We start from the raw sequence: 16405 nt of genomic DNA, 5'->3' as shown, positions 1-16405 counted from the left end.
AAATTCTCCAAATGAATCAAATTACGAAAACTTACCAAATGGGTGAGGAGGAGCAGGTGGTCTTAAATAATATTATTCTTACAGTTAATAGGGGAGATTTTGTTGCTATCTTAGGGCCCTCGGGATCAGGAAAATCAACTCTCATGAATATCGTTGGCTGCCTTGATTCACCAACAAGCGGAAACTATATATTGTCCAATCAAAAGGTTGATGAGCTTGATGAAGCTGAGCTTGCAGACATCCGTAATAGGGAAGTTGGTTTTGTGTTTCAGCAATTCCAGCTTCTCCCCAGGTTTAGTGCCATGCAAAATGTAGAGCTTCCCCTTGTATACGCAGGTGTTTCTGAAAAGGAACGCAAACAAAGGGTTAGAGATATGCTCATTAGGGTGGGCCTCGAAGATAAAATGAACAATCGACCTAATCAGCTTTCAGGGGGTCAACAGCAAAGGGTGGCAATAGCCAGAGCGATGGTCACCGAGCCGACAATTCTACTAGCCGATGAACCAACAGGGGCGTTAGATCAAAAAACAGGTATTCAAATAATGGAGCTTTTTCATGAAATTCATCAAGAGGGAAAAACCATTATTATGATTACTCATGATATTGAAATTGCGAAACATGCGAGTAGGATTGTAAAAATATTAGATGGCAAACTTAGAGAGGAGTACGCCTATGTTTAAGGAAAATATAAAAATGGCTTGGATGAACCTCATTCATAATAAAATGCGTTCCTTTCTAACGATGCTGGGTATTGTCATTGGTGTGGCTTCCATTATCGCTTTGATTACAATCGTAGAAGGTGCAATGAACGGAATGACTAGTGAATTTTCTTTGTTCGGGACAGATAAAATTACCGTTCAGGCAATGGGAACACCACTGAAAAAGGGCTTAGTGGACAATGACATACAAAATCTTAAGAATATTGATCAAGTTGCTGGAGTTTCACCTACCCTTACCGGTAATACAACGGTTGTTTATAACGGGAAGGAAAAAAAGGATGTTACAGTACAAGGAAAAAATGAAGTGTATTTTTCCAAAACAAAGGATTTAATCGAAAACGGTAGAGGACTGAATAATCTTGACATTCAAAATAAGAATCAAGTTTGTCTCATTGGGTCTAATATTGCAAGGGAGCTATTTTGGGGTGAAAATCCCATAAGTAAAAAGCTTCTTATAGCTGGTGTGACATATACAGTAGTAGGGACATTACAGAAGTCTGGAAGTTTTTCAGACTCCTCGAATAATGATGCAGTTATCATTCCCTATACTACTTCAATGGGTTTACTTGGAACAGGATATATGTCAAACGTTGATGTATATATGAACAATGCCAATGAATCTGAAAAAATAACAGAAAATATCGAAGCAGCCCTAAACCAGGCGTTCAATTATAAAGAGAACAGCTTCACCGTTATCAACATGCAGGATATGATTGCATCGTTTAAAAAGATTACAACGATGCTGTCGCTGATGCTTGGAGGGATTGCATCAATTTCACTAGTTGTTGGAGGAATTGGGATTATGAATATGATGCTTGTTTCTGTAACAGAAAGAACGACAGAAATAGGTCTCAGAAAAGCCTTAGGGGCAGAACCAAAACGGATACAACAACAATTTCTCCTCGAGGCAGTTTTCTTATCTCTCTTTGGGGGTACAATCGGCTTATTGCTGGGAGCATTAATAGCATTGGGTGTTTGTATGTTAATTGGAGCAAGTTTTGTACTTTCAGTGGCAACCATATTGTTGGCGTTCGGATTCTCTGCCGCGATAGGTATTATATTTGGAATCGCACCTGCTAGGAAGGCATCAAGGCTAAATCCAATCGATGCGCTGCGGAGTATTTAAAGGGCAAATTATTTTAACGATTCTACAAAGGAGATTAGACATCTAATCTCCTTTTTGGGCTGGGGGAATAAATTGCATTGGTAGTTTTTTTAATCCCGCAAAAAAATACAGACATTCGCAAAATAATGAAGGCGCTTACATATAAATTTATAGGAATAGTTTGATAAGTTTAAAGAGTAAGATAACGCTTTCAAAAAACAAAGGGGGAATATCCAGTGAAAAAGAAAGGGCTTCTCATTGCATTGGCAATGATGCTTGTCTTTGCACTTGCCGCATGTAGCTCTAAATCAAACGGCAATGACGGGAAAAAGAATAAGAAGCAAGAGCTTGAGATCTTTAGCTGGTGGACAGGTGCCGGTGAAGAGGATGGACTTAAAGCATTATTAAAATTATTTGGTGATAAATATCCGGATGTTACGGTAAAAAATGCAGCTGTAGCAGGCGGGGCTGGTACCAATGCAAAAGCAGTGCTAGCGAGCAGAATGCAAGGAAATGACCCTCCTTCTACGTTCCAGGTACATGGTGGGGCTGAATTGAATTCTGGCTGGGTAGCAGCAGGAAAGATGCAGCCATTAAATGATTTGTATAAAGAGCAAGGATGGAATGATAAATTCCCACAATCATTGATTGATATGGTAAGTAAAGATGGAAATATCTATTCTGTACCAGTGGATATTCATAGAGGAAATGTTTTATGGTACAACAAAAAAGTCTTTGATGACAATGGTTTACAGCCGCCAAAAACATTTGATGATTTCTTTAAAGTTGCCGATGCCCTAAAGGCAAAAGGAATTACACCACTTGCATTAGGAGACAAAGAGCCTTGGACAGCCACGATGATATTTGAAAATATCTTAGTTGCCAATCTTGGTGCAGATGGCTATAAAAAGCTGTGGACAGGCGAAATTCCATTAGACGATGCAAAGGTAAAGGAATCTGCAGAAATCTTTAAAAAGATGATGAGCTATGTAAACAATGACCATAGTTCACGCAATTGGCAAGATGCCTCACAGTTAGTGGCAAAAGGCGATGCTGCGATGAACGTTATGGGGGATTGGGCAAAAGGCTATTTCGTTAACGATTTAAAATTAAAATTAAATGAAGACTTCGGATACACAACTACACCTGGATCATCAGGAATGTTCATGATCATTACCGATACATTTGGTTTACCTAAAGGTGTGGAAAATGTCGCAGACGTGAAGAAATTCTTAGGCCTGCTTGGATCTGTTGAAGGGCAGGATGCTTTCAACCCGTTAAAAGGATCGATTCCAGCACGTGTGGATGCAGACCCTTCCAAATATGATGACTATGGTAAATCTACGATCGAGGACTTCAAAACAGCAGATCTTGCTCCAAGCTTAGCGCATGGTTCCGCTGCACCGGAAGGCTTCGTTACAAAGGTGAACCAGGCAGTCAATATTTTTGTAACACAAAAGGATGTCAATGCATTTATTAGCAGCTTGAAAAATGCCGCTGGTGATCTTAAATAGAGGCTGTTTTCGCATATATTTACTTTTCTTATATAGTTCTCCATCCTAATATAGATTTGGTTTCGGGACATCTTTTCTTAAGAGGGTAATTGATTCTTAACCAAGGTAAGGATGGATAAAAGGTTTTTGTAACCAAAAGCAACAAAGTTTAAGAAAAGAGCCTAAATAGAAAAGCGGAAGCGACTCGCTCATCTGCTATTTGCGCTAGACAACATTAATATGTTTGTAACAAAAGAAGTTTTTGAAAAAGAGGATGAGGGAACTCTCCCTCTTTTTCATTACAAAGCAGAAGGGGGGAGACTATGGAGTCACCTATTGCTGCCGAGAGAAATTCCTCTCCGGTCATAAAGACGAACACGAAAAGAAAAAAACGATTTTCAATGGATCACACTTTAGCATTGCTTTTTTTATTACCATCGATTATTTTCATCGCCATTTTTGTATATGGCTTTATCGGCTGGACTGGGTATGTATCCTTAAGTAATTGGAATACACTTGTTCCTGATTTTTCATTTGCTGGTTTAAAGAACTTTATTTTTTTATTTCATGATTATCGATTCCTTGCAGATGTTCGGAATACGGTTGTATTCACCGTCTTATTTATCGGGGTTGTTCTCCTTTTAGGACTTATTCTTTCGATTTTCCTAGATCAAAAAATCCGCGGAGAATCGATTTTTCGAAATATCTTCTTTTTTCCTATGGCCTTATCTTTTGTTGTTACAGGAGTTGTATGGCAATGGATATTGAATCCTTCCACAGGAGTGAATCTATTCTTGAAAAAGTTCGGAATCGAGCCGCTCTGGTATACCGATACTCATATTCTCGCAGGAGTAAAGCTCGGTCCTATTGAGGTGGGCGCCCCTGTCGCTATTATTGCTGTTGTTATCGCGGCTGTTTGGCAAATGACCGGTTTTTCCTTGGCAATGTATTTAGCAGGTTTGCGGGGGATTTCCGATGAAATAAAAGAGGCTGCGCGCATGGATGGTGCAACGGAATTTCAAGTGTATTGGAAGGTAATCATTCCACTCCTGCGTCCAATCACAGTAAGCGTCGTGGTCATTATGGCCCATATTTCTTTAAAGATCTTTGACCTGATTTACTCTATGACAGGACCCGGTGCGAACTTTGTCACCGATGTTCCTGGTGTATATATGTTTGAAACCACCTTCCGCGGCAATTACTATGCCAATGGTGCAGCCATTGCCATTATTATGCTGATAACAGTTGCCATTTTCATTGTACCGTATTTAATCCTAAGTCGAAGGGGTGAATCAAGTGGCTCTTAGACGAATATCCAAACCATTGCTGTATCTCATTCTTATCGTTCTATGTTTGCTTTTTCTGATGCCTGTATACGTTATCCTCGTTACGAGCGTCAAGCCGCTTGATCAGGTTACATTAAGTGAAATGTGGAAGCTCCCAACGGCATTGGATTTTAGCAGTTATCAAGTCGCCTTTGAAAAATTAGCGCCGAATTTCGTTAACTCACTCTATCTCGTAATTCCTGCGACTATTCTATCCGCCTTATTAGGAGCGTTAAATGGATACGTCCTTTCCAAATGGAGATTTAAAGGATCGGAAATTGTATTTACTGCTATTTTATTTGGGATGTTCATACCTTATCAAAGTATTTTAATCCCGTTAATTCAATTTTTACGGAATATCGGATTATATAACACCATTCCCGGGTTAGTGCTTGTCCATGTTGTATACGGTATTCCGATTACAACATTGATGTTCCGTAACTTTTATGCCAATATTCCTTTTTCCATGGTTGAATCGGCTAAAATAGACGGGGCAGGTTTCCTGAGAATTTTCTATTATATTATGATTCCTTTATCACTATCAGGCTTTGTTGTAGTTGCAATTTGGCAATTTACGAATATATGGAATGAGTTTCTTTTTGCTGTAACTATCACTACCTCCGATCAGCAGCCAATTATGGTAGCATTGCAAAACTTATCGGGAAGCCAGATTGTTCAATGGAATGTTCAAATGGCCGGAGCCCTGCTAGCAGCGCTGCCAACCTTATTAGTCTATATTTTCTTAGGAAAGTATTTTGTGAAAGGATTATTGGCCGGATCTGTAAAAGGATAATGGGAAAACAGTTAGCGGAGAGCTAACTGTTTTTATTATGGTCAAAATAATTCATTTAACTGAAAACGCTTTCATTTTCCAGTGAATTAACATATGATAGAAATATAGGTTAGTAGCATAGGAGGTTGTTAACGTTGAAGGATAAAAAGCGATTTGAAACAGAAGTTATTCATACAGGATATGAATCATTAGATTATCAAGGAAGTCTTGTTCCGCCTCTTTTTCAAACATCTACCTTTACCTTTCCAACGGCAGAAGTTGGGGAGAAACGCTTCGCTGGTGAATCAGAGGGGTATATATATTCACGCTTAGGTAATCCGACCGTGAGTGTTCTTCAAGAAAGGATTGCTGCCTTGGAGGGAGGCGAAGCTGCACTTGCATTCTCATCAGGAATGGCTGCTGTTTCAGCTACACTTTTCCATTTGACGAAGACCGGTGACCATATTCTATGTTCGGAAGGAATTTATGGATGTACCTTTGGATTACTTCATTTAATGCAAGAGAAATTCGGTATTCATCATAATCTCGTCTCCTTTGATAAGGAAGAGGAAGTTAGAAATGCCATAGAGGACAATACAAGCTGTATTTATATTGAGACTCCGATTAATCCAACCATGAAGCTGGTAGATTTGGAAATGGTAGTCCGGATTGCCAAGGAGAAGCAAATTCCGGTCGTTGTAGACAATACGTTTTGTTCACCATATCTCCAGCAGCCGCTTCTCATGGGATGTGATTACGTAATCCACAGCGCGACGAAGTATATTGGGGGGCATGGCGATGTTATTGCCGGTCTTGTCATCGGCAGGAAAGAAGAGATGGATAAAATAGCGTTTACCACACTGAAGGATATAGGAGGAGTGATGAGTCCATTTGATGCATGGCTTTTACTGCGTGGCTTGAAAACCTTGCCGGTACGGGTAGACCGCCATTGTGAAAATGCAAGGAAAATTGCAGAGAAGCTTAAAGAACATCCAAAAGTAAAAACATTATTATATCCAGGGGATGAAGCATTCCCGCAATATGAATTAGCGAAAAGACAAATGCGCCATCCTGGCGGGATGATCAGTTTTGAAATAGAGGGTACAAAGCAGGATGCGCAAGGCTTCTTAAATCGCTGCAAGCTTATTAAGCTCGCAGTTAGTTTAGGCGATGCAGAGACGCTCATTCAACATCCTGCTACGATGACCCATGCAGTTGTTCCGGAGGCGGAGCGATTGAAAATGGGTATTACCGATACATTGGTCCGTTTATCTGTTGGACTTGAAGCATGGGAGGATATTTGGGAGGATTTAAGTCAGGCGTTAGGATGATTTAGGCAGGATGCTTATCCTGTCTTTTCTTGTGTTATTTTATAGTTAAATAGTCCCGATTCGCGAGAATAACCACTAATTTCGCGAGAATAAGTAGAAGTTTCACGAGCATAATCATAAAATTCGCGAGATTAGAGTCCTTTTTTAAGAGAATAGCGAAGTAGTTTGATAAAATGAGGGATATAAATCAATCCTCGTGAGGTGATTCCGCTATGAAACCAAAAGTATACATAACCAGAAGGCTTCCTCAGGTTATAATTGATAAACTTTCTTCCATTTTTGAGGTTAAAATGTGGGGAAAAGAAGAGGAACCTGTTCCAAGGGAAATATTAATAGAAGAGGTTCAACAAATAGACGGGTTATTTTGCTTATTAACGGAAACAATTGACCAAGAATTGCTTGCAAATGCACAACATTTAAAAATAATAGCTAATATGGCTGTAGGTTATAACAATATTGATATACAAGCAGCCACAGAAAAAGGAATCAAGGTAACCAATACACCTGGCGTGCTAACTGAAACAACGGCTGATCTCACCTTCGCACTATTGATGGCGACTGCCAGAAGAGTGGTGGAGGCGTCGGATTATTTACGGAATGGAAAATGGGAAACATGGGCTCCGATGCAATTGACAGGTCAAGATATATATGGTGCCACAATTGGGATCATCGGCATGGGCAGGATTGGTCAAGCACTGGCAAAACGGGCTAAGGGATTTGATATGAAGATTATTTACTCCAGCCGTACTCGTAAGTCCCATCTAGATAAAAAATTAGGAATGGAATACGTGGAGCTGAATGATTTGCTTAAACAATCCGATTTTGTCAGCATCCTCATCCCATACACAAATGAGGTACACCATTTAATCGGAGAAAACGAGCTAAGGCTAATGAAAAAATCCGCCATCCTCATCAATACGGCAAGAGGCGGAATCGTAGACGAGACTGCCCTATATAATGCTTTGAAAAAGGGGGACATTTGGGCAGCAGGTTTAGATGTGTTTGAACAAGAGCCGCTAAGCTTGGTTTCTCCGCTTTTAACGTTGCCTAATGTCGTAACGCTGCCGCATATCGGAAGTGCAAGTAAAGCAACCCGACTAAAAATGGCAGACATGGCCGCGGAAAATATTATTCGTGTATTAAGTGGTGAAGCTGCTTTAACACCAGTAAATTAAAGAATTGAATATTAAGAAAGAATCTTTCTAAAAAACAAATTTTCTGTAGTCAAAAATGATTCCCAACACAAAAAATATACTCAGCAGAAGAACAAGCAGCAAAAAGGAAATGGTACATCTTCTGATCCATAACAATGTTATAGAAGATGCAAAGGCATAATGTACAGCGGATAATCCGGCAAGTATGCCCATGAGGAAAAACCATGGTTCATAAAAGAAAAGATCCCATAAGGCAAGTGCGCGAGGATCCAACTCTGCCCAACCGTAAAAATGAATGGTAATAAGTCCAGTCAAATAGAGTGCTTTGGTCAACATACCACTAACCCCGTGGGCAAGTAAAAAGGCTGTACCGAAAAGGGTAGGGGTGAGCATAACGGACGGATGAATCTTCTTCCCGCCAATCAATGGAATCCACTGTGGGATGCTTTTCCCCCATGGTTTAACTAGTCCTAGCAAACAAAAACCACATAGCATGATAAAAACTCCGGCTAAGTAGCTAGCAATGTAAAGCGATTCAGGATCTTTCACGCGACCGTATGTGTAAATAATTCCGACTCCTGCTGCTTCTAAAAACCGAACAAAAACAGCATATAGTATGGCTAAAATGCATCCAATATATGCAGGCCATACGGATTTTATTGCAAAGCGTTCAAATGAATTTAAATCTGAATACTTACGATTAATTTTGTGCATTTTTATAATCAACCTTTCATTTGATTAATGATTAAGGGAACAAAAAATTAGTGGTAGAAGTTTCTGAAGAGGAAAGTGTATAGTTTAAATTTGGTTCGATGAAATTCTGGCTAAAAAGTAAAAGTTTTACGTGTGGGTGGATAACTCTTCTACAAACGCTGGCCTATAGAAAACTCATCTAAACCCGGCAGCATGATATCAAGTATGACAAGATCCACTTCTTTCGTTTGTTGAATGGAGTCTTATCCTGAAGTAAGCCATTTCATATGATAGCGCGCGTCTGTTAAATCACTCCTGAAGCCAGGAACCAATTTCTTGGTTATCTTCAATGTATAAAAAGTTGATTGCCATCACATAAACAGTTCTTTTTATCAAGCTCATATATTCATAGTGTAACTTCCTGCCGTTTTGAAATTCAAGAATCAAATAAAAAAGGCGTATCCAAATTATCTTGGAACGCCTTTTTTATAGCTGTTTTCGTCAGCAAAAAAATATATAGTGCTAGCTTCGTACAAATTACTTTCCAGCTTGTTTAACAGCTGCTCTTACCCTAGGAATAAATAAGGATGTCAATAAGCCAATTGCGGCAATTACTGTCATGACAATGAATAAGTGATGTAGCCCGGTAACAATTACTTCTCGTAATGGACCTTGAGCTGACTCCGGAACTGCTTGGCCATAATTTGGGTTTATTAGCTTGTTAAGATTGGCAGCATTGACGTCTGCATTTTCTTTTTGAGCGGTGAACTGTGTGGTGACAATGGAATTAAAGTAGGTCCCTAATAAGGCAACTCCAACGGATTGTCCCAATGTCCGGAAAAAAGTATTGGATGCCGTTGCAGTTCCTCGCAACGACCAGTCCACAGAAGACTGTACCGCAACCGTTGTAATGGTCATCACCATCCCAAATCCAAGTCCAACCAACGCAGACATAAGATAAAACATAATCTCGTGAGTATGACTAGTAAATATCGTTAACCATATAGCGGAAATAAGGATGATGAATGTTCCGATTGCAACCGTCACCCGTTCACCATATTTAATCAGAAGTCGTCCGCCTGAAAATGAACCGATCATCCAAGTGATAGACAATGGTGCGAGCATTAGGCCGGAAATGGTCGCTCCATGACCAAGGACACCTTGTACCCACATGGGAATATAGACGGTTAATCCAATTAGAACGGCACTAGCAAGTAAGGCGACTGCATTTGCAATCGAAATGGATCGAATGCGGAATAAAGCGAGTGGGATTAATGGCTCCTTCACTTTTGATTCGATAAAAATAAATAGTACTATAAACAAAATGGCAACGATAAAAATTCCGATAATAGATGGAGAAGCCCAGTTATGTGTTTCTCCACCACGCTGAAGAGCAAACAAAAGTGCAAGCATCCCAACGGTAAACGTAAGTGCACCTGCAAAATCGATACTTTTCTTTGTTTTTTCCAGCGTTTCTTTTAATGAAAAACTGACCATGAGAATGGAAAGCAAGCCAAATGGTACATTTATATAGAAGATCCAATGCCATGACAGCTGATCGACAAAAAATCCTCCAATTAATGGACCAATCACACCTGCTATTCCCCAGGCTGCCCCCATGAATCCAAGTACCTTTGCCCTTTTTTCATGCGGATATATGTCCCCGATAATAGTGGTTGTAACCGGTAAGACGGCACCAGCACCAATTCCTTGAATTGCGCGGAAAATGATGAGCTGCTCCATTGTCTGGGATAGACCGCAAAGACCAGATCCAATTAAAAAAACAATCGTTCCCATAATAAAAATAAACTTTCTGCCGAACAAATCGGATAGCTTTCCGAATATAGGTACCGTTACGGCAGATGTAAGCAAGTATATGGCAAACACCCAATTCATGAGCTCAATTCCTTTTAAATCACTGACAATTGTCGGCATCGCTGTACTGACAATCGTTCCTTCAATAGCTGTTAAAAAAGTAGCTACAAATAGGGCGATCGTTACAGAACGTATATTTGTTGTTTGCATCATGTTCCTCCGTTAAGTGAAATCTCTATGAGTATTAGTATCTTTTTATTGTAACGTACATGTCAAATATTTATGGAATACTGTGCCAAAAGACAGAGAGACCATCGCACTTCTAATGAAAAATTTACCATATTAAAGCGGATATTCCTAATAATAAAAGGGACCATCCCCCTAGATATAAATAAATAGGATAAAGAGGGAAAATACATAATAGGAAAATTATATTATTTTTTCGAAAATTTAGACAAATTTCAGAGAACTAGAAATATTGTACTATTCACAATGCATGGGGAAAATTGGATAAACTCTTGATAATATTGGAAATTGGAGCATACTCCCGAAAATGGGTCTAGTTCTTTAGTCTATTTAAAAATTCCAATCCCACACCAATTTTACCATTTCTAAAAATCCAGACAAAAAACGACTTGCTTTGACACATTTTTTATTTCGAAACTTATACATTTAAAGAGACAACGATGACCTTCATCATGTAGATAAAGAAAAGGAGGGTTGGGGTTGTCATTTTTTTGAGCTTTTTTTTCAAAAAATGAGGGGAGGAAAAGGAATGTTGAAAAAGAAAAGGCTAAAAAAGACGACAAGTATCCTTGCAACGGTCTTGCTGTCGGCTTCACTGATTGCTCCAAGCTTTTCTAATGCTGCAACAGTAAATGGAAAACCGTACACTTCGGTTTTTGATGGAAAGAATGTAGCTAGTGCGAAGCTAAGTGATCGGCTTTTAAAGCAATTTACGAAGGCGGACGAAAAGGTAACATTCTTAATTAAGTTCAAAGAACAGGCAGATACAACAAAGGCTGCCAAAGCTGCGGCGGATAAAGCCTCGAAAGGTAAGTTATCTGCCCAAAAAACGAAGCTGGCCAAAAGATCAGCGGTTGTTTCGGAATTAAGATCCACAGCTTTGGAAACACAGCATACCGTTATTGACTACCTTGAAAAGGAGAAGAAGAATGGTAAAGTAAAGGACTTTGAATCCTTTTACATTGTAAATGGTATTGCTGTCACTGCAACGAAGGATATTGCCGAAAAGCTTTCACATTTTGAAGAGGTAGCTAAGATCCTTCCAAATGAGATTCGTCAGCTTTATGCAGGATCAGCAACTCAAAGCAGTGAGGCAAAAGGTTCTTTAGCAGTTGGAAAAACCGCTGAACAGCCAAAAGCAAATACTAACAGTATTGAATGGAATATTAACAAAATCGGTGCACCTCAAGTATGGAGTATGGGCATCGATGGTACAGGAACAGTTGTAGCAAATATTGATACAGGCGTTCAATGGGATCATCCGGCACTAAAGGAAAAATATCGAGGCTATAATCCAAGCAATCCCAATACGCCAAATAACGAAATGAACTGGTTCGATGCAACGGCAGGACGTTCTACACCATATGATGACCAAGGTCATGGTACTCATACAATGGGAACAATGGTCGGTTCTGAGCCAAATGGTAGCAATCAAATTGGTGTAGCACCAGGAGCAAAATGGATAGCTGTAAAAGCTTTCACAGCTGCTGGTGGAACGGATGCAGATTTACTTAGAGCTGGTGAATGGATTATCTCTCCTAAGGATGCTGCTGGTAATCCACATCCTGATAAAGCACCAGATGTAGTGAATAACTCTTGGGGCGGCGGTCCAGGCTTAGATGAATGGTACCGTGATATGGTGAAAAACTGGCGAGATGCAGAAATTTTCCCAGAGTTTTCTGCAGGTAATACAGATCTTTGGAACCCGGGAGGACCAGGTTCTGTAGCTAATCCAGCAAACTATCCCGAATCATTTGCAACCGGTGCAACGGACATTAACAATAAATTAGCAAGCTTTTCTTTACAAGGACCATCTCCATACGGTGAAATTAAGCCTGAAGTTTCCGCACCGGGAGTGAATATTCGTTCTTCCGTTCCTGGTGGAGTATATGAAGGTGGATGGAATGGTACATCGATGGCAGGTCCACATGTATCTGCAGTAGTTGCTTTATTAAAACAAGCAAATGCTTCTCTAACGGTAAACCAAATCGAGGATATATTAATATCAACTGCTACACCATTAACGGATTCCACATTCCCGAATTCACCTAATAACGGTTATGGTTACGGGCTTGTAAACGCTTTTGACGCAGTATCTTCTGTATTAAGCGGACTTGGAACTGTTAAAGGTCAAGTTGGTAAAGATGGAAATGACACAGAGCCTCCTACATTTACACATACTGCTCCAACTGAAACATATGCAGGAATGGATTTAACATTAAACGTAACTGTTTCAGATAATGTAAGCGTTGCTTCTGTGAAGCTGCAGTATCAAGATAAATCCGGAAATTGGCAGAATGTAGATGCAACTCGTACATCTGGCGACTACAAATCCGGTGAATATCAAGTAGTAGTTCCAGGAAATCAGATTGCCGTACCTTCTTTAAAATATCGTTGGAAGATTAATGACTTCGGCAATAACGAAGTAACAAGCAACGATTACCAAGTAAGTGTAAAACCAGGGATTACGGTAGGTTATTCCCAAGACTTTGAATCAACACCAATTGGATGGTATTCCTACGGAACAAAAGATTCATGGCAATGGGGCATACCAACCTCCGGACCAAACAGTGCCGCATCAGGACAAAAAGTATATGCGACAAACCTAGCTGGAAATTACGATAACAGTGCAAACATGACACTTGTAATGCCTCCAATCGATTTACCGGCAGGCAATGCATACCTACAATTTAAAAACTGGTTCGATCTTGAGACTAGATACGATTTCGGTACAGTATTTGTTTCAAATGACCTTCAAAACTGGACACAGCTTTTACAAGTGAATGGCCAATCAGGAGGCTGGGTTGATCAAGAAGTCAATCTATCCAACTATAGTGGCGGGCGTATTTACATTGGCTTCAATGTAAAAACAGATGGCAGTGTGCAAAAAGCGGGCTGGTATTTAGATGATGTGAAGCTTTCTGCAACTCCAAAAAATAGCTCAGGCACTAAGAATACTGGTAAGCTTGGTGTAGGCCAAAGCGATGACAAGGATTCTCTTAAAAAAGAAAAGGTAGATCCAGCTTCTATTAAGCCAGAACTACCTAAGAAGGATGCCCCTCCAGCGAAAGAGGAACAAGTAAATCCTACACTATTACCAATGGGTGCGCAAGTAAGTGTTCTTGAAACAGGACGCTCTGTCATGACGAACCCAGCGAATGGCCAATATCAATTATCACATGCTGCAGGATCCTATACGCTCCAAGCAGAAGCATATGGATATCAATCCGAACAGCAACGAGTGAATATTGAGCGCGATGGCGTTACAACAGCTAACTTCGTATTACATGAATTAGCTAAAGGCCATATCAGCGGTACGGTGAAAAATAAATCAACAGGTGAGCCGTTACAAGGTGCAACATTGCTTCTTGTAGAGGATGCTGCTGTAACTCCTGTACAAACCGATGCAAACGGGCACTATGATATTACGGCATATGCAGGTAACTATACATTAAAAGTATTGGCACCGTATTATCATAGCCAAGATATTGCCGTAACGGTTAACGGAAATACAACAACAGAGAAAAATATTGATTTAGTACCAATTATTAGCTACCCAGGTGGAGAAATCGGCTATGATGATGGCACAGCTGAAAACGCTCATGCATTCTATGATGCGGGCAATGGCTGGGCTGTGAAAATGTCCCTGCCAGAAGGTAAGAAGACAGCAATTGTAACAGCTGGAGTCTTCCGTTTCTGGACTTCTGATTGGCCAACTCCTGGAGGAACTGATTTTAAAGTAGAGGTTTGGGATGCATCTGGTACAGGTGGTGCACCAGGCAAGAAGATCGCCGGACCAATCAATGCAAAGGCGCTTCGAAATGGTGAATGGACAGTTGTAGATCTTTCCACACAAGGAATTGTTGTGAATGGAGACTTCTATATGGTATACATTCAAACAAATCCAAATCCAAATGCACCAGGTCTAGCGACAGATGAAAGTGGTACAAACGCAAAACGCAGCTGGCAGCTAGTAGGTGGAGCTTGGTCTCAATCACCTGCAGATGAAGGAAACTATATGATCCGTGCCCGTGTAAGCTATGAGGTAGATGTACCAGTTATTACATCACCAAAAGACGGCACATTCACGAATGAAGGCAAAGTAACGGTAGAAGGTACCGCTTCTCCAACAACAGATGTAAATATTTATAATAACGGAACAAAGGTTGCATCTACAAAAGTAGCAGACAACGGAAAGTTCTCTGCTGAGGTAGCTCTTTCAGAAGGGGATAACGTCTTAACGGCGAAATCTTCTGTTGCTTCCGGATCAACGGATGCCTCCGCACCTGTAAAAGTAGTATATGATAAAACGAACCCTACTTTAACGATCGATAGTCCGAAAAATAATGATAAGACTAATCGTGAAACGGTAACAGTTGAGGGTAAAGTAAATGATGCCAACCTTGACTTTGTAAAGGTCAATGGAGAAAAGGCAACAGTTACAGATGGAAAATACTCTAAGCGCATTTTGCTTGAAGAAGGTCAAAATGATATTAAGGTAGTTGCACAAGACAAAGCAGGAAATAAAGTATCGAAAAAGGTTACTGTCTTTGCAAAATACACAGCACCGGAAATCAAGAACTTAATGCCAAACACAGATAAGAACTTAAAAACAGGTGATTCCGTCAAAATCGAATTTGACAGTGAGCCTGGCTTGAAAGCAACATTTGCTATTCACATGCCACTTACAAATGTACCATCTAGTGACAACGCAACAGAATTGCCAATGATGGAAACATCTGCAGGACATTATGTCGGCTATTGGACAGTTCCAAGCAAGACAAAAGCCGATGGCGCTGTTGTTGAAGTGAAGGTAGTAGATGACTACAGCAACGTATCAACCAAATTAGCAGCTGGAAAGCTTTATATCCAGTAAAAAATGAGAGTGGTGCCTGGCACCACTCTTTTTATTGGAGATGAGGTAGTGCCTGCCACAATCTTGTTTTGTACTAATAAAGAAATTGAACTCATAATATCTTCATTGAAGGATGTATAAAGTAATCTTTGTAAATTAACTTTTAATAGGTGGAAAAGCTTTTTCGGTACTGACCCGAAATGAGGTTAAGGAGGGGTAGAGCTATAAATGAGAGAGATAGGTTCCCGAAACCGAGGTAGAGGAGCGAAAAGGGTCACCAAAAAGGAAGATAAGTGCCCGAAACGGAGGTAGAGGAGCGAAAAGGGGCATCAAAAGGGAAGATTGGTTCCCAAAATAGGGGGAGAGGATCGAAAAGGGTCATCAAAAGGGAAGATAGGTGCCCGAAATGGAGGTAGAGTAGCAAAAAGGGTCACCAAAAGGGAAGATAGGTTCCCGAAAAGGAGGTAGAGTAGCAAAAAGGGTCACCAAAGAGGAAGGTAAGTGCCCAAAACGGAGGTAGATGATCGAAAAGGGTCATCAAAAGGTAAGATAGGTGCCCGAAATGGGGGGAGAGGAGCGAAAAGGGTCATCAAAAGGGAAGATTGGTGCCCGAAAAGGACGTAGAGTAGCAAAAAGGGTAACCAAAATGGAAGATAAGTGCCCGAAAAGGAGGTAGAGTAGCGAAAAGGGTCATCAAAAGGGAAGATTGGTGCCCGAAAAGGAGGTAGAGGATCGAAAAGGGTCACCAAAAAGGAAGATAAGTGCCCGAAACGAAGGTAGAGTAGCGAAAAGGGTAACCAAAAGGGAAGATAGGTTCCCGAAAAGGAGGTAGAGTAGCGAAAAGGGTCATCAAAAGGGAAGATTGGTGCCCGAAAAGGACGTAGAGGATCGAAAAGG

Annotated in this window: 10 protein-coding genes; 8 read left to right on the top strand and 2 right to left on the bottom strand. The window is 40.4% G+C overall.

Annotated features, from left to right (window positions below; all coding sequences use genetic code 11):
• The first annotated feature begins 2 nt into the window (after nucleotides 1-2).
• From KHA87_RS14350 to KHA87_RS14320, 7 genes are all read left to right on the top strand, one after another.
• Complete coding sequence (locus KHA87_RS14350; RefSeq protein WP_213095185.1) at nucleotides 3-680, top strand: ABC transporter ATP-binding protein; 678 nt, start codon at nucleotides 3-5, stop codon at nucleotides 678-680.
• Nucleotides 673-1845, top strand: a complete 1173-nt coding sequence (locus KHA87_RS14345) for an ABC transporter permease (protein ID WP_213094832.1) — start codon at nucleotides 673-675, stop codon at nucleotides 1843-1845. Before KHA87_RS14350 ends, KHA87_RS14345 begins: the two co-directional genes overlap by 8 nt.
• Nucleotides 1846-2093: 248 nt before the next feature.
• Nucleotides 2094-3338 carry an ABC transporter substrate-binding protein gene (locus KHA87_RS14340; protein WP_213095184.1) on the top strand — a complete coding sequence of 415 codons (1245 nt, stop codon included), beginning with the start codon at nucleotides 2094-2096 and terminating at the stop codon, nucleotides 3336-3338.
• Between the two features lie 380 nt (nucleotides 3339-3718).
• Nucleotides 3719-4624 (top strand): carbohydrate ABC transporter permease, encoded by a 906-nt coding sequence (locus tag KHA87_RS14335; protein WP_481748373.1) that lies wholly within the window; start codon nucleotides 3719-3721, stop codon nucleotides 4622-4624.
• Between the two features lie 58 nt (nucleotides 4625-4682).
• Entirely contained in the window at nucleotides 4683-5435 is a 753-nt protein-coding gene (locus KHA87_RS14330) for a carbohydrate ABC transporter permease (protein ID WP_213095183.1), read from the top strand.
• Nucleotides 5436-5569: 134 nt separating this feature from the next.
• A complete protein-coding gene (gene megL / locus KHA87_RS14325; RefSeq protein WP_213094830.1) occupies nucleotides 5570-6745 on the top strand; it encodes a methionine gamma-lyase in 1176 nt (391 codons plus the stop codon).
• Between the two features lie 212 nt (nucleotides 6746-6957).
• Nucleotides 6958-7920 (top strand): 2-hydroxyacid dehydrogenase, encoded by a 963-nt coding sequence (locus KHA87_RS14320; RefSeq protein ID WP_213094829.1) that lies wholly within the window; start codon nucleotides 6958-6960, stop codon nucleotides 7918-7920.
• Between the two features lie 27 nt (nucleotides 7921-7947).
• Here the strand turns inward: KHA87_RS14320 and KHA87_RS14315 are convergent, their stop codons facing one another.
• Entirely contained in the window at nucleotides 7948-8613 is a 666-nt protein-coding gene (locus KHA87_RS14315) for a DUF3995 domain-containing protein (RefSeq protein WP_213094828.1), read from the bottom strand.
• A gap of 516 nt (nucleotides 8614-9129) precedes the next feature.
• A complete protein-coding gene (locus tag KHA87_RS14310; RefSeq protein WP_213094827.1) occupies nucleotides 9130-10617 on the bottom strand; it encodes an MDR family MFS transporter in 1488 nt (495 codons plus the stop codon).
• Nucleotides 10618-11182: 565 nt separating this feature from the next.
• Here KHA87_RS14310 and KHA87_RS14305 point away from each other — a divergent pair.
• Nucleotides 11183-15529, top strand: a complete 4347-nt coding sequence (locus KHA87_RS14305) for a S8 family peptidase (RefSeq protein ID WP_213094826.1) — start codon at nucleotides 11183-11185, stop codon at nucleotides 15527-15529.
• The last annotated feature ends 876 nt before the right edge of the window (nucleotides 15530-16405 follow it).

The sequence above is a fragment of the Bacillus sp. FJAT-49736 genome (genome assembly GCF_018343615.1).
Taxonomy (GTDB): domain Bacteria; phylum Bacillota; class Bacilli; order Bacillales; family Bacillaceae_C; genus Margalitia.
The sequence above is the reverse complement of the archived record's forward strand: the minus strand, read 5'-3'. Positions and strand labels throughout refer to the sequence as shown.